Below are 14,573 nucleotides of genomic sequence, written 5' to 3'. Positions count from 1 at the left end.
GCGGACTCCTAAAGCGTGGCGACCAGCGTCTGCTGGTCGTCGTTGAATTGAGCTGCGCCGATGCGCAGGGTGACGGGGGTGATGCTGATGAAGTCGTAGCGGCGGCAGGTCCGGCCGTACTGCTGGATCAGCACCCGCAGCAGCTCGGGGTTCTCCGACAGCTGCGAGTCGGAAAGGCGCAGCAGGACCACGTCCCAGTCGCGGCCGGCCAGGCGTTCGTCGATCTCGACATAGCCCACGCCAAGCCGGCGCAGGATGCGCTTAAGCCCTGCGGTGCTGCCGGCATCGACCGCGTTGATGAAGGCGAACTTCACCCGCAGCCGGTACAGGCGTTCCGGTTCGTCTTTGAAGCGGGTGATGTCCCGCTGCCAGGCGAGCAGGTCCAGCACGGTGAGGTGGCAGGTTTCGGCGTCCATCTGCAGCAGCGGCCAGCGCAACCACTCGGTCACCCTGGCCCACCAGGCCTGGGCGGCGTCCTTGAGCTTGGTCAGTTCGGTGCCGGCGAGCCAGAACGGCAGTTTCAGCGGGCTCATACCAGGTCCACCCGCAGGTTGGCGATGCGCGCGATGCTCAGCTGCGAGACGATGTCCTCGCTGGCGAAATGCAGCGACTCGATGTCGGCGAAGGCCTGGTGCAGCTCCTCGGCCAAGCGGCTGAAGGAGAACCGCGACTGTGGGTAAGTCAGCGTCGGCCGATAGTCGCTGGCCGTGCTTTCGCGAAACGCCGCACGGATGAACTGGGTGATGCCCTGCTGTAACTCTTCGCGCCGTTTCGCCGTCAGGTTTGTCCGCGGCCAGACCGTCAACGCGATGTCGTGGCGGGTCTCGGGCATGACCATCACCAGCAGGTCGTCGCCGTGGCCGTGGTTGCCTTGGTCGCGCACGTGGGCGTTGATCTGCTCCAGGTACGCCTGCGCCGGCACGTCGGCGTCGAACAGCACGTAGGCGTTGGCGCTGCCCGGACCACGTGGCGCATCGTGGAGGAAGTACACGCCATCGGGGCGCACCCCCGGGAAGGCGGCGATCATGGCGCGGTAGACCGCGTCGGTGTGCCACTGGTTGACCGCGCTGAATTGATTGCGGGTGCGCAGGCGCAGTTGGTCGTCGGGTTCGGGGTCGGCTCCGGGCGAGGTCATCCAGCCGTCGTCGTTGACCACCTGGACGATCCCCTGCACCGGCTCGGGCAGGATGGCGTAGTAGCCGGGCGCCAGGTTGTAGCCGCTGCCGACCTGCTGCGCCTGGACCTTGACCGACTGTTGCAGGCGGCCGTCGGGGAACACAGCATCCTCGACCGTCACCAGCTGGTAGACGTGGCCGTTGATCGCGGCGGATTGCACCACGACGCCGGCACGCATCAGCAGCTCGCCGGCGCTGTTTTCACGGGTGAACAACAGCTGCCCCTGGGCCTTGGTCGCGCCTTTGCGCTCGACGTTCACCGCCCAGGCCAGGCTGTCCAGCCAGGCGCCGCTGGCCGTCTTGACGAAGAAGTTGGGTAGCACGGTGTCGCTGATGAAACCGACCAGCCACAGCACCGGCTTGGTCACCAGCACCGTCACCACGCGCCAGAACGGCGAGTAGGCGCTGGTGTTGCTGAGCTTGCTGCCCTGGGCGGCCACTTCGGCCTCCCAGGCCTGGTGCAGGGCCGCCTCAGTGGTGGGAATGCCGGCGTCGGCCAGCACCTTGCGAAAGTCCAAGTCGCTCACAGGTATACCTCGATATCACCGAATTTCAGGGTTTTCGCCGTGACCAGGTAGCGGCCCGGATGCTCTTCCAGGACGCGCGCGGTACCCGGCAGCAGGCGCTCGTCGTCCTCCACCAGCAGCTCCAGTTGCAGGATGCAGTCGGCCTGGCGCTGGCGGCTGCGCTCGGCCACCAGGGTCACCAGCAGGCCGCTGTCGCGGATCATGTGGGCGATGTCCTGGGCGATGCTGGCCCGGTCCTCGATCAGCAGCGGTTGGTGGGAGGGGTCCAGGACCAGGTCGTTGTCGTGGATCAGCAGGTCGATGTAGTCACTCATCAGCCCACCGCCATTGCCATCATCTGTTCCAGTTCCAGCGGGTTCATGGCCTTGCTGGTGTTGATCTCCACCTTCTCGACATGCATGCGCCGGTCTTGCGTCTGCGTGGTGTTCTGGATCTGGTTCATCAGGCCTCCCTGGGGAACGCTCGTCGGGCTGGCCGGCGAGAGGTTGAGTGCGGTCTGGGTCATGCGCTGGCGCTGCTGCTCGAGTTGCTCGACCGGCGCGCTGGCCATGCTGGGGGCGAGGGCAGCGGGTGCCATCGAAGCCGTGTGCGGGGCCGCTGATGGCACCTGCATCAGGGGCTTGAGCAGTGGCTGCGTGTTGCTCATGGGCAGTACGCCGATCGGCGCGACCTGGCTGGCAAGTCCTGGCACCTTGGGCGCTTCCGGCAGATCGGCGAACGAGGTCTCGATGTTGACGCCCGGGATCTTGTTCAACCACTCGATCACCAGGTCGAGCGAACTGCGGAAGATCTTGACGATGCCGTCCCAGGCGGCCTTGGCCATGCCGGTCCAGCCCCCCATGTCGGTGAACCACTTGCTCAGTGCGTCCAGCTGTGAGCGGACCCACTGGAAGGCGGCACTGTCCAGGAACGCGGCCTTGAGCTCGTCCCAGTAGGCAATGACCAGGACCACGGCAGCGACCAACGCGATGATGCCCGCGATGATGAGGATGATCGGGTTGGCCAGGAGTGCGGCGTTCACCAGCCAGAGTGCGCCTTGCCAGGCAAGGGTGGCGAGCCTCACGATCCCCATCCAGGCGTACATGGCGATCAGGCTTGTCAGGAAGATCGACAGCACCAAGGCGTGCCGGAGGAACATGAAGATGCTCTTCAAACCGGTCATGTTGAGCAGGGCCCAGGCGGCCTGTGCCCCCAGCATGGCGATCCGGGCCAGTCCGCTCAGGACTGCAAGCGCGGTCAGCGCGGCGCTGGTGCCAAGGATCGCCAGGGTGGCGATGGCGATCACCTGGGTGATGTTGGGAAACAGCTTGATCCAGCGGACCAGGGTCTGGGCGATCTCGACCAGGCGTGTCATCAGCGGTTGCAGAATGGGAATCAGCGCCTGGCCGAAGGCGATGCGCAGTCCTTTTACCGCGGCCCCGAACTGCTGCCAGGGGTCGACCATGGCCTTGGCCATCTGTTCGGCCTGTTCCAGGCCGCGTACCTGGCCGAGTTTGTCGATGCCGTTCTTCAGGCGGTCGGTGTCCTGGGCCAGGGCGCCGATGAGCTGGGCCGCCTCACCGCCGAAGGCCTCGGTGATCTTGGCGTTGGCCGCCGCACCGCGCAGGTCGCCGAACTTGCCCTGCAGCTTGGCCAGGATGTCCAGCATCGGCAGGACCTTGCCATTGGTGTCGGTGAACTTCATGCCGAGCTTGTCCGAGGCGTCCTCGATGTTCTCGAAGAAGGCCTTGTAAAGCCCGCCGGCCGCGCTGCCGTCCATGCTGCCGGACAGTCTGCCGATCACGGCCATTTGCTCGGCCAGACCGATGCCGGCGGCGGAGGCCTGGGCGCCGGCCTCCTTGAAGCCATCCTTCATCTGTTCGCCGCTGGTGCGGAACAGCTGGACCGCCAGGGCGGTCTGCCCGCCCAGGATCTTGACCCACTGGCCCTTGCCCATGGCGTCGGCCTGCTGCTTCTGCAGGTTGTACATCGTGCCGACATACTCGGCCATCACGCCCTGGTCGGACTTGGTGGCCTTGGCCAGCACGCTGCTGGCGTAGGTGAACGTGGCCAGCTGGGAGCCGGACAGACCTTTGATCGCGCCCTCGATCTTGTACGCCGAGGCGACGAAGTCGCGGGCGTTCTCACCATAGGCGATGGAGAACATCAGGGCTTTCTTGTTCAGGGCCTCCAAGGCGTCCTCGGCCACGCCGAGCGAGCGTACATCCCCAAGGGCACGGTTCATTTCCAGGGCGGGTTCAAGGAAGGTGCCGAAGCCGCTGGCGGAGCTTTGCAGCTTCTGCGTGCCCTCGCTGATCTGCTTGATGGCGGCCTGGCTTTTTTCGGTCAGATTGTTGAACCCTTGGGTCATCCTCGCCAGCGGCGCGGTGACTTTGTCGGTCAGCGACAGGATGAAATCCAGCCGGCTGATTGCGTTGTTCGCGCTCATGGGATGTCAGCCTCCATTGAATGCACGGGCGATGCCGTTGGCGATGGCGATTTCCATTCGCCGCCAGTGCTCGTCCTCCAGCCACTTAGCCGTGCCCAGGTTCTCGGGTGTGGACGGGGCACCGGGCAGCCAGCGTTCGGCCAGGGCCAGCAGCTGGCCCAGGCCGTCCTCGGTCAGTCGCTCTGCGTGGCCGAGCGCTTTTTTACGGTGACTTCCACGGTCGGGGCGTACTCCTCGACCAGGGCACCGGCCAGCTGGATCACGGTCATCGGGTTGGCCAGCAGCGGCTTGAGCTGGTCCTTATGCTCGGGCTTCACGGCGGTGACCAGCAGGTTGTTGGCCGGGGCGACCTTGTTGGAGGGGGTCAGGGCGTTGATGTACTTGGTCATCAGCGCCGGATCGATGGCAAAGTCCAGGGACAGGTCGCCGACTTCCAGGGTGATTTCGGTGCGTTGGGTCATGGGGGTACTACTCCATTGGAATACGGGAATGGAAAAGAATGTGGCGGGCGCTGTGTTCAGCGGTCGCGCTCGTGAAGCTGTTGGCAGGGAATGCAGCGGCGCATGCCGCCCAGGGCGCGGCGCGCCTCGGCGATCTCGTCGCCGCAGTCCGTGCAGTGGGTAAGGCTGGGCCCAGTCGCCACGCGTCGGCCACGGACGGCGGCGATCGCCAGATCACGCCTGAGCTGTTCCAGGGCCTGGGCGCGGTCGAATGGGCACACCATCAGCTCAGGCCCTCGACCTCGGCGAAGGACAGGTACGGCACGCCGTTGACGTGGATGAAGTCCGGGCTGGTGACGTCGAACGGCAGCTTGTGCTTGGTCTTCTCGCCGCCCTTGGCGTCGATGTTGAGCAGGCTGGAGATCTTGAAGCGGCAGCCGAAGGCCTCGACGCGGATCTCGTCGGTGGGGGTCTTGGCATAGAACAGCTGGTCGAAGGTTCCCAGCTGACGGAAGCTGCCGGCCTTGGCGGCGGCTTCGATGATCAGGTTGAAGTTGCTGGTATCCACCTCCAGCTCGCCGCTGGCGGCCACGTCGCCGGCGACCCAGCCGTCCGGCACGCCCTTGGTGTGCGCCACGGCGCTGTTGTCGGTGATGTCGAGGGTTGCGCTCTCAACGTGGATCTTCAGGTCGCCCACGTTGATGTCGAAGTTCAAGCCACTGATCTTGGCCATGGGTTACTCCTGGTTGTCCTGGGAAAGGTCCAGCGCGATGTTCGCGGTGATGTCCTTGGGGCAGTTGTGCGGGCGGATGCGGATGAACACTTCCACCTGGGTGTGGCTTTTCCAGACGATGACCAGGTCGCCGTCGCGCGGCGGCTGGATTTCGCCGGGGAACACTTCGCCGGCGAATTTCACCGCCTTGGCCATCCGTCGCAGCGGCGCCATCAGCGCGCTGGTGTTGGCGGCCATGCTGGCGGGGCTGTTGTTCAGGCGGCGGTCGCCGATGCGGCGGATCAGCAGCGGGCGGACCTGGCGGGCTGCCTTGTCGGCCAGGCGCAGGTATTCCAGGACCTGGAAGTCGCTGGCGGCGGTGTCGAGCATGTTGGCATCGCCCCAGTACACGCCCTCGTAGTCCGGGTAGGTCTGCGAGACGGAGAAGCGTGCCTTGTCCAGCTCGCTGCGCACCGCCGATGGCAGTGGCACGCCGTCCTTGTCCGCGGGCACCGCGCCCAGGCCCAGGACAGGGCCACTGGCGACGCGCATCGGGGTATCGGCGATGCTCCAGGCAGCGTTTGCCAGGCGCCCGGCGAGCACGCCCAGGTCGTTGCCGTGCAGCTGCGGCACTACCACGACGCGTGGCGCGGCGACATCGCCGGTGAGCGCCTTCTGCTCGAGCAGGTAGTCCGACCAGGTCACGGTCGGCAGGATGCCGGCGGACGCGGCCAGGACGAACGAGCGCCGGCCGTAGCGGGCGTTCAGCTGTTCGGCGGCGGTGTGCATGGCCAGCAGTTCCGCGCCGGCGGTCGCCGGCTTGGTGATGACGATGCCCTCGACCGAGTAGCCGTGTTGCTGGGCATACTCCAGGGCGCTCGCCCAGTCGCCCTCAGCGCCGATTGGCGCGGCCAGGCAGGCCCAGCGGTCGCCGCCGTTGGCCCGGGCAGCGATCAGTTGGGTCTTCAGGTCGCTGGCGGCCACGCCCAGCTCATTGTCCAGGTCGCTGTCCGTGTTCAGGGTCAACAGCTTGCCGACGTTCTTGGCGGCGGGGCCGATGAAGAGGAAGTAGCGCTCGATCTCGGTCACGGCACCCTGGCCGAGGTTGAGATTGTTCACGCTGATTTTACCGAGTGCCATAGGTTGCCTCGTTAGCGGGGTGATTGAAGGGTTGTGCCAGGACCTGTCGATCAGGTCGCGGGCGGGGCGGGCATCGCAGCCCGGGTAATGGGTCAGGGGAGGGGACTGGCCTGCAGGGCGACTTCGCCTTGCTCGGCGACCCACAGGTCATAGGGTTGGAATGACCAGGTCTTGCCGAAGACCTCGATCTCGCCGGCTGCGTCCTCGGTCAGGTAAAGGGGCTCGACGAACTCCAGGACCAGCGACACATCGAGCAGGTCGCTGCCCGGGACCTTCTGCTTGACGGCGAGGGTCGGCGCCGGCAGGGCGAACAGGTGACGCCCGGGGTCGTTGGTTTCCAGCCAGCTGCCGGCGAGTGCCATCAGGCGCCCGGGATGACCGCTGAAGTCGTCGAAGTCGAACAGGGCGCGGTAGCGCAGGTTGCCCATGTGCAGGCCCAGTTCGGTTTGCGTCCAGGCCAGTTGCAGGTCCAGCTGCTGGGACCAGGCGTGCAGTTGCCCGGCAGGCACCAGCTTGCGTTCGAGCAGGTAGGTGGTGAGTGCTTTCAACTGGTTCATGGGGAGGCCTCCGTACAGGGAGAGGTGGCTGGGAAATTCATCGTTGAGTACGTGGGGGGATTGCCCGCTCCCACAGAGTTCGGTGAACCGCCGAAGTGATGCTCGGCATTCCAAAAAGCCCGCCGTGCAGGCTTTTCAGTAATGCGTTGTCGAACCGCTGGCCACGACTGGTGACGCCATGCGGCTGCGCTTCAAATTGATGACTCCGACCGCGGCCGTCTGCCCGCCGGAAAACTGATCGTGGTGCTTTACGCTGCACACCCGGGCCAGTTGCCAACCCTCTGAACAGTCGAGGCCTGTTCATCGCTGCCTGTGTCACAACCGGTTGCTGTCCGGCTCGAGGGATAGGCTATGCATCAATGCATATGCAGTCAATGCATTTTGGGAAATATTTAGGCATGCAAATTTGCCGATATGCATGTCGGTCTTTACGGGCGCGGGTTGTAGGGCTTTTCTGTAGGCGAAAAAAAACCCGCCGCAGCGGGTTTTTTCAGGAGCGGGGTATCAGACGTTGAAGCGGAAATGCATCACGTCACCGTCCTTGACGATGTAGTCCTTGCCTTCAAGGCGCCATTTGCCGGCTTCCTTGGCGCCGCCCTCACCCTTGAACTGGATGAAGTCGTCGTAGGCCACCACTTCGGCGCGGATGAAGCCTTTCTCGAAGTCGGTGTGGATCACGCCGGCCGCCTGTGGGGCGGTAGCGCCCACGCGTACGGTCCAGGCACGCACTTCCTGCACGCCTGCGGTGAAGTAGGTCTGCAGGTTGAGCAACTCGTAACCGGCGCGGATCACGCGGTTCAGGCCAGGCTCTTCCAGGCCCAGGGCCTCGAGGAACATGTCTTTCTCTTCACCGTCGTCCAGCTCGGCGATCTCGGCTTCGATCTTGTTGCACACCGGCACCACCACCGCGCCTTCTTCCTCGGCAATGGCCTTGACCACATCCAGGTGCGGGTTGTTGTCGAAGCCGTCTTCGGCGACGTTGGCGATGTACATGACCGGCTTGCTGGTCAGCAGGTGGAAGCCGCGGATCACCGCCTTGTCTTCGGCGCTCATGTTCTTCATCAGGCTGCGCGCAGGCTTGCCTTCGGTGAAGTGGGGGATGAGCTGCTCGAGGATGGCCTTCTGAGCCAGGGCTTCCTTGTCGCCGCCCTTGGCGTTGCGGGCGACCTTCTGCAGTTGCTTCTCGCAGCTGTCGAGGTCGGCGAAGATCAGTTCGAGGTCGATGATCTCGATGTCGCGCTTGGGGTCGACGCTGTTGGAGACGTGGATCACGTTCTCGTCTTCGAAGCAGCGCACCACGTGGGCGATAGCGTCGGTCTCGCGGATGTTGGCGAGGAACTTGTTGCCCAGGCCTTCACCCTTGGAGGCACCGGCGACCAGGCCGGCGATGTCGACGAACTCCATGGTGGTCGGCAGGATGCGGTTCGGCTTGACGATCTCGGCCAGCGCGTTGAGGCGCGCGTCGGGCATCGGCACGATGCCGCTGTTCGGCTCGATGGTGCAGAAGGGGAAGTTCTCCGCCGCGATGCCGGACTTGGTCAGGGCGTTGAACAGGGTGGACTTGCCGACGTTGGGCAGGCCGACGATGCCGCAATTGAAACCCATGGGAATTCCCCTTTCGTAAAGTGTCAGGCCTTCTGGCTGTGCAGTTCGCGCATGGCCTTGGCGAAGTCGCCGGCCAGCACGTCGGGCATCACGCCGAGGGCAAAATCGATGCTGGCGTCGAGCTTCTCCTGCTCGGCGCGTGGCGCCCGGCCCAGGACGAAGTTGGAGACCAGTTTGGCGTCGCCCGGGTGGCCGATGCCGAGCCGCAGGCGGTGGAAGTCGTTCTGGTTGCCGAGCTGCGCGATGATGTCGCGCAGGCCGTTGTGCCCACCGTGGCCGCCGCCTCTCTTGAGCTTGGCGACGCCGGGAGGCAGGTCGAGTTCGTCGTGGGCCACCAGGATCGCTTCCGGCTTGATGCGGAAGAAATTGGCCAGAGCCGCCACGGACTGGCCGCTACGGTTCATGTAGGTGGTGGGGATCAACAGGCGAACATCGTTGCCCTGATGGCTGAACTTAGCCGTCAGGCCGAAATACTTTTTGTCAGCGGACAGCGAAACGCGCTGGGCGCTGGCGAGGCGTTCAACGAAAAGAGCCCCTGCGTTATGCCGGGTCTGTTCGTATTCGGGGCCGGGGTTACCCAGGCCGACGATCAACTGGATGGCGGTCACGTCAGGGGCTCTTCCTTGGAGTTGGTGGGTTACGGTGCGCGCGGCACTGTAACCCGATCAACGCCGGCGTGCGAGTGGATTACTCGGCAGCGCCTTCAGCAGCTTCAGCGGCAACGCGCGGGGCGTGGACGTTGGCAACAGCTTTGTCATCACCGTGGGCCAGAGCAACGAACTCTACGCCTTTCGGAGCTTTCAGGTCCGACAGGTGGATGATGGTGCCGACTTCGGCCTTGGACAGGTCGACTTCGATGAACTCAGGCAGATCCTTGGCTTCGCAGGACACTTCGATCTCGGAAACGACGTGCGAGATCTCGCCGCCTTTCTTGATCGGGGCTTCTTCACCGACGAAGTGAACTGGAACCTTGGCGGTCAGCTTCTGGCCAGCAACGACGCGAACGAAGTCGGCGTGCATGATGAAGCCTTTGGCCGGGTGACGCTGCATGGCCTTGACCACGACGTTCTGCTTGGCGCCGTCGACGTTCAGTTCGATCACGTGGCTGAAGGCAGCTTCGTTTTCGAACAGCTTGGCAATTTCCTTGGCCACGATGGTCAGGGATTGGGCTTCTTTATTGCCACCGTAGACAACGGCAGGGATGCTGGCGGAGTGACGCAGGCGGCGGCTCGCACCTTTCCCCAGGTCAGTACGCGCTTGGGCGTTCAGGATGAAGTCAGTCATTTTGTTTCTCCAAATTAGCCTCCCGAAAGGCGTTTGCGACCAGCGCCAGACGGGGATGGCAAAAAAGCCCCGCCCCAACAACCAGTGTTGGGGCGGGGCGCTTTTCGTCAGCGAGTGATCCGCTTAGCGGAACATCGCGCTGATCGATTCTTCGTTGCTGATGCGGCGTACCGCTTCAGCAACAACCGGTGCGATATCCAGCTGGCGGATACGGTCACAGGCTTGAGCAGCGGCGGACAGCGGCACGGTGTTGGTCACCACCAGCTCGTCCAGTACCGACTTCTCGATGTTCTCGATCGCGCGGCCCGACAGGACAGGGTGCGTGCAGTAGGCGTAGACCTTGGCGGCACCGTGTTCTTTCAGGGCCTTGGCCGCATGGCACAGGGTGCCGGCGGTGTCGACCATGTCGTCTACCAGGATGCAGGTGCGTCCTTCGACGTCGCCGATGATGTGCATCACCTCGGAGTGGTTAGCCTTTTCGCGGCGCTTGTCGATGATCCCGAGATCGACACCCAGGGACTTGGCGACGGCGCGAGCACGCACCACACCACCGATGTCCGGGGAAACGATCATCAGGTTCTCGAAACGCTGGTCTTCGATGTCGTCGACCAGTACGGGCGAGCCGTAGATGTTGTCGACGGGGATATCGAAGAAACCCTGGATCTGGTCAGCGTGCAGGTCGACGGTGAGTACACGGTCGATACCCACGACAGTGAGCATGTCAGCGACGACTTTGGCGCTGATGGCTACACGTGCCGAACGCGGACGGCGGTCCTGGCGGGCGTATCCGAAGTAGGGAATCACGGCGGTGATTCGCGACGCTGAGGAGCGGCGGAAGGCATCTGCCATCACGACCAGTTCCATCAGATTGTCGTTGGTTGGAGCACAGGTGGGCTGAATGATGAAGACGTCTTTACCGCGGACATTTTCATTGATTTCAGCACTGATTTCGCCATCGGAGAATTTACCGACAGAAACATCACCCAGTGGAATATGCAGCTGACGTACAACACGCCGAGCCAGATCGGGGTTGGCATTCCCCGTGAAGACCATCATCTTGGACACGCGCAGTACCTGAAGGCTGAGGGTAACCTGGATGAGTATAAGAAATGGCAGGGGCGGCTGGATTCGAACCAACGCATGGCAGGATCAAAACCTGCTGCCTTACCGCTTGGCGACGCCCCTGTATCTGTTGCTGCGAATTCTTATGAACTCGACTTCTTGATCAGAACTTGCAGCTTGCGATGCAACATCGAAACATTGCTTCCTTTCGCCACAAACCCTGTTTGGGTCTCTGAAAGAAGGGCCAGAACTTTATCAGCTTCGGCTTTGCTTGGGAAGGCCCCAAACACACAACTTCCAGTGCCGGTCATTCGTGCTTCGGTGAATTTACCCAGTGAAATCAGCGCATTGCGAACTTCAGGATACCGTTGCTCTACTACCGGTTGGCAGTCATTTCGACTGTTTCCCTCGGGAACGGGGCGCATCTTAAGGGGGAGGGAATCACGTGTCAACTCCGGATGCGAAAAAATTTCCGCTGTGCTGACAGACACTTGCGGCACCAGCACGACATACCAGGGTTCCTCGGGGTCGACCGGGGTCAGTTGCTCGCCAACACCCTGGGCGAAGGCCGCATGGCCCCGGACAAACACCGGCACATCGGCGCCGAGCGACAGGCCCAGGCTGGCCAGGCGGTCTTCGTCCCAGTCCAGCTGCCACAGGTGCGCGAGCGCCAGCAGGGTGGTAGCAGCGTCCGAGCTGCCGCCACCGATGCCGCCGCCCATGGGCAACACCTTGTGTAGCCAGATGTCAGCGCCGAGCGGCGTGCCGGACTGTGCCTGCAGCAGGCGCGCGGCGCGGACGATCAGGTTGCTGTCGTGGGGCACGCCTTCAATTTCAGTCTGCAGGCGGATCTGGCTGTCCTCGCGCAGGGCGAAGCTCAGCTCGTCGCCGTGCTCGAGGAACTGGAACACGGTTTCCAGCTCGTGGTAGCCGTCGGCGCGGCGGCCGGTGATGTGCAGCCAGAGGTTGAGCTTGGCCGGGGCGGGCAGGGTCAGCTTGTTCATAGGTTCAATGCCCCAGCTGGCGTGGCTGCCAGTCCTTGACCACCAGGGTCACGTCGATGTTCTCGCCGTGCAGCTTCAGCCGTTCGGGCAACCAGTAGCCGTTCTGCTCCACATAGCTCAGGTACTCGACCTGCCAGCCATCCTGGTGAAGGCTGGCCAGGCGGCTGTCGCCGTCGAGGGTCAGCTGGCTCTTGCTGTCCGGGGCGGGCAGGCCTCGCACCCACCAGACCAGGTGCGATACCGGCAGGCGCCAGCCCAGTTGTTCCTCCAGCAGCGCCTCGGGGTTGGCGGCCTCGTAGCGGCCCTGGTTGGCCACTTCCAGCACCACGCCTCCGGGGCGCCCGGTCAGGCGCGCCGCGCCGCGGCCCAGGGGGCCGGCCAGGCGGATGTCGTAGTAGTCCTGGCGTTGCAGCCAGAACAGCGTGCCGCTGCCGGAGTCGCGCGGGGCGCGGATGCCGACCTTGCCGTTGATCTGCCAGCCGTCGAGGCTGCCGAGCTGCTGTTTGTGCTCGCGCCACAGCTGCGGGTTGCCCTGGCCCTGTACGGCTTCCCTGCTGCCGAAGCCGGCGCAACCGGCGAGCAGGGCGATAAGGGTGAAGGTGATGCAATGACGCAGGAACATGGTTTAAAGGCTCTCGGATCCGGTCAGGCGCAGCAAGGTCTTGCGCAGGATGGGGCTGTCGGCCTGGGCTTCGAAGCCCTTGGCCCAGACTTGGCGGGCTTCGCGGCGCTTGCCGTTGGCCCAGAGGACTTCGCCCAGGTGGGCGGCGACTTCGTGGTCGGGGAAGCGCTCGAAGGCCAGGCGCAGCTGGCGTTCGGCTTCCTCGAGGTTGCCCATGCGATAGGCCACCCAGCCCAGGCTGTCGAGCACCGCGGGGTCGTCTGGGGTGAGCTGGTGCGCCTTGTCGATCAGCGCCTTGGCCTCGCTGTAGCGGGTGGTGCGGTCGGCCAGAGTGTAGCCCAGGGCGTTGAGGGCCATGGCGTTTTCCGGCTCGCGGGCCAGGATGGCGCGCAGGTCTTTCTCCATCTGCGCCAGGTCGTTGCGCTTCTCGGCGAGCATGGCGCGGGTGTAGAGCAGGTTGAGGTCGTCCGGGTAGCGCTTGATCGCTTGCTCCAGCACTTGTCCGGCCTGGGCCTCCTTGCCGTTGTTGCCCAGGCTTTCGGCTTCGATCAGGTACAGCTGGATGGCGTAGTCCGGCTGGGCTTCGCGGGCTTCGGCGAGTATCCGCGAGGCTTCGGCGCTGCGACCGTTGGCGATGAGGATATCGGCCTGGCGCAGTTGCGCTGGCAGGTAGTCCGGGCCGGGGCCGACCAGGGCGTATTCGCGCAGGGCGGCTGCCGGCTGGCTGCGTTCTTCGCGGATGCGGCCCAGGTTGAGGTGGGCGGCGTCGACGTTGGCGTCACGTTCGACCAGTTCCTGCAGGTAACCCTCGGCTTCGTCCCAGTGCTTGGTCTCCAGGCATACCAGGGCCAGCGAGTAGCGGATCTCGTCGTCTTCGGGGTACTGCTGCAGCAGGCTCTCGAACTCGGCCTTGGCGTCGTCGATGCGGTCCTGCTCGACCAGGGTGCGGGCGTAGGTCAGGCGCAGGCGCTTGTCCTCGGGGTTGTCGCGGATCGCCCCACGCAGCAGCGGCAGGGCCTCTGGGCCACGGTCCAGGGCCTGCAGCAGGCGGGCGCGCAGCAGCACCGGGGCGATCTCGCCGTTCTGCGGCGGGTGGGCTTCGAGCAGGTCGAGGGCTTGTTGCGGCTTGTCGTCCTGATTGAGCAGCAGGGCCTTGCCGAACACCAGCTGGCCGTTGTCGGGGTATTTCACCAGCAGGCGGTCGAAGCTCTGCATCAGGCCATCACGGGTGTTCTGGTCGGTCTCGGCCGCCGCCAGGGCGAGGAAGTCGAAATGGGTGTCGCCCTGGCCCTGCAGTACCTTTTCCATGTAGGTCATGGATTCGTCGTAGCGTCCGGCGCGGGCCAGCTGGATGGCCGCGGCGCGCTGGGCGTCGAGATTCTGCGGATCGTTGCGGGCCCAGATTAGCGCGGAGTCCAGGGCCGGTTCGTCGGCGCCGAGGTATTCGGCGATGCGATAGGCACGCTCGGAGACGGCCGGGTCCTGGGTCTTTTCGGCCTGGTCGACGTAGTTGGCCAGGGCGATGTCGAAGCGGTTGCGCTGGCCGGCCAGCTCAGCCACCAGCAGGCTGTACAGGGTGTCTTGCTTGAACGATCCATACACCACGGGCTTTTCCGCGCTCTTGCCGGCATCGGTGGCGGGCGACTGGGCGTCCGTCTTCGGGGCCAGGCTCTGGCAGCCTTGAAGCAGGGCGAGGGCAAGCAGCAATGCGTAGGATTTGTTCATAGAGGCTTATTAAAGAGGCTAAACCGGCGGTCGGAGCATGATGACACAAGCGCGATGGCAAACCCACCTGCGAAGGTCGTGGTGTGAAGCGGTGCTTCGGAGTATAGGGACAATGCGCCGGGGCGGTGGTTCGCAACTAGCCCAAGGCATCCTGCCCTTGCCCTTGCCCTTGCCCTTGCCCTTGCCCTTGCCCTTGTTTTTGCCCTTGTTTTTGCTTCTGAGCGCGCGGTAGTTCAGGCAACGCCAATTGCGACTTCAGTAGGCCGAGCGGAGTTCTTGCGCAGCGCTTGAT

General features: G+C 64.2%; 17 protein-coding genes and 1 tRNA gene. All 18 read right to left on the bottom strand.

Annotated elements, in window-relative coordinates:
• Window positions 1-8 precede the first annotated feature (8 nt).
• Entirely contained in the window at window positions 9-533 is a 525-nt protein-coding gene (locus AC25ND_RS11640) for a phage tail protein (RefSeq protein WP_198744525.1), read from the bottom strand.
• The gene (locus AC25ND_RS11635; protein WP_486976312.1) at window positions 530-1,702 is read right to left on the bottom strand and encodes a baseplate J/gp47 family protein; all 1,173 of its coding nucleotides are present in this window, start codon (window positions 1,700-1,702) and stop codon (window positions 530-532) included. The genes AC25ND_RS11640 and AC25ND_RS11635 overlap by 4 nt, the downstream gene beginning before the upstream one ends.
• Window positions 1,699-2,016 (bottom strand): DUF2590 family protein, encoded by a 318-nt coding sequence (locus AC25ND_RS11630; protein ID WP_088852557.1) that lies wholly within the window; start codon window positions 2,014-2,016, stop codon window positions 1,699-1,701. The genes AC25ND_RS11635 and AC25ND_RS11630 overlap by 4 nt, the downstream gene beginning before the upstream one ends.
• Window positions 2,016-4,130, bottom strand: coding sequence for a phage tail tape measure protein (locus AC25ND_RS11625; protein WP_486976311.1), 2,115 nt, complete (start codon window positions 4,128-4,130; stop codon window positions 2,016-2,018). The genes AC25ND_RS11630 and AC25ND_RS11625 overlap by 1 nt, the downstream gene beginning before the upstream one ends.
• Window positions 4,131-4,136: 6 nt before the next feature.
• Complete coding sequence (locus AC25ND_RS11620) at window positions 4,137-4,283, bottom strand: DUF6890 family protein (RefSeq protein WP_371263118.1); 147 nt, start codon at window positions 4,281-4,283, stop codon at window positions 4,137-4,139.
• A gap of 20 nt (window positions 4,284-4,303) precedes the next feature.
• Complete coding sequence (locus AC25ND_RS11615; RefSeq protein WP_050703720.1) at window positions 4,304-4,591, bottom strand: putative phage tail assembly chaperone; 288 nt, start codon at window positions 4,589-4,591, stop codon at window positions 4,304-4,306.
• Window positions 4,592-4,647: 56 nt separating this feature from the next.
• A complete protein-coding gene (locus tag AC25ND_RS11610) occupies window positions 4,648-4,854 on the bottom strand; it encodes a TraR/DksA C4-type zinc finger protein (protein ID WP_062364656.1) in 207 nt (68 codons plus the stop codon).
• Window positions 4,854-5,303 (bottom strand): phage protein, encoded by a 450-nt coding sequence (locus AC25ND_RS11605; RefSeq protein WP_046857144.1) that lies wholly within the window; start codon window positions 5,301-5,303, stop codon window positions 4,854-4,856. Before AC25ND_RS11605 ends, AC25ND_RS11610 begins: the two co-directional genes overlap by 1 nt.
• 3 nt (window positions 5,304-5,306) lie before the next feature.
• Window positions 5,307-6,422: a DUF2586 domain-containing protein gene (locus AC25ND_RS11600; RefSeq protein ID WP_088852559.1), complete on the bottom strand. Its 1,116-nt coding sequence runs from the start codon at window positions 6,420-6,422 to the stop codon at window positions 5,307-5,309.
• A gap of 92 nt (window positions 6,423-6,514) precedes the next feature.
• Window positions 6,515-6,979, bottom strand: coding sequence for a phage tail protein (locus tag AC25ND_RS11595; RefSeq protein WP_062364652.1), 465 nt, complete (start codon window positions 6,977-6,979; stop codon window positions 6,515-6,517).
• A 504-nt stretch (window positions 6,980-7,483) separates the two neighbouring features.
• The gene (gene ychF / locus AC25ND_RS11590; RefSeq protein WP_028691150.1) at window positions 7,484-8,584 is read right to left on the bottom strand and encodes a redox-regulated ATPase YchF; all 1,101 of its coding nucleotides are present in this window, start codon (window positions 8,582-8,584) and stop codon (window positions 7,484-7,486) included.
• 23 nt (window positions 8,585-8,607) lie between these two features.
• Complete coding sequence (gene pth / locus AC25ND_RS11585; RefSeq protein ID WP_023629555.1) at window positions 8,608-9,192, bottom strand: aminoacyl-tRNA hydrolase; 585 nt, start codon at window positions 9,190-9,192, stop codon at window positions 8,608-8,610.
• A 79-nt stretch (window positions 9,193-9,271) separates the two neighbouring features.
• Window positions 9,272-9,868: a 50S ribosomal protein L25/general stress protein Ctc gene (locus AC25ND_RS11580; protein WP_028691149.1), complete on the bottom strand. Its 597-nt coding sequence runs from the start codon at window positions 9,866-9,868 to the stop codon at window positions 9,272-9,274.
• A 123-nt stretch (window positions 9,869-9,991) separates the two neighbouring features.
• Window positions 9,992-10,933, bottom strand: coding sequence for a ribose-phosphate pyrophosphokinase (locus AC25ND_RS11575; protein WP_016391678.1), 942 nt, complete (start codon window positions 10,931-10,933; stop codon window positions 9,992-9,994).
• Between the two features lie 45 nt (window positions 10,934-10,978).
• A tRNA-Gln gene (locus AC25ND_RS11570) sits at window positions 10,979-11,053 on the bottom strand.
• A 20-nt stretch (window positions 11,054-11,073) separates the two neighbouring features.
• Window positions 11,074-11,934 (bottom strand): 4-(cytidine 5'-diphospho)-2-C-methyl-D-erythritol kinase, encoded by an 861-nt coding sequence (gene ispE, locus AC25ND_RS11565; protein ID WP_236247745.1) that lies wholly within the window; start codon window positions 11,932-11,934, stop codon window positions 11,074-11,076.
• A gap of 4 nt (window positions 11,935-11,938) precedes the next feature.
• Entirely contained in the window at window positions 11,939-12,556 is a 618-nt protein-coding gene (gene lolB, locus AC25ND_RS11560; RefSeq protein ID WP_486972136.1) for a lipoprotein insertase outer membrane protein LolB, read from the bottom strand.
• 3 nt (window positions 12,557-12,559) lie between these two features.
• Complete coding sequence (locus AC25ND_RS11555) at window positions 12,560-14,281, bottom strand: tetratricopeptide repeat protein (RefSeq protein ID WP_062364647.1); 1,722 nt, start codon at window positions 14,279-14,281, stop codon at window positions 12,560-12,562.
• Window positions 14,282-14,573 lie beyond the last annotated feature (292 nt).

The sequence above is a fragment of the Pseudomonas sp. P110(2024) genome (assembly GCF_057480795.1).
The sequence above is the reverse complement of the archived record's forward strand: the minus strand, read 5'-3'. Positions and strand labels throughout refer to the sequence as shown.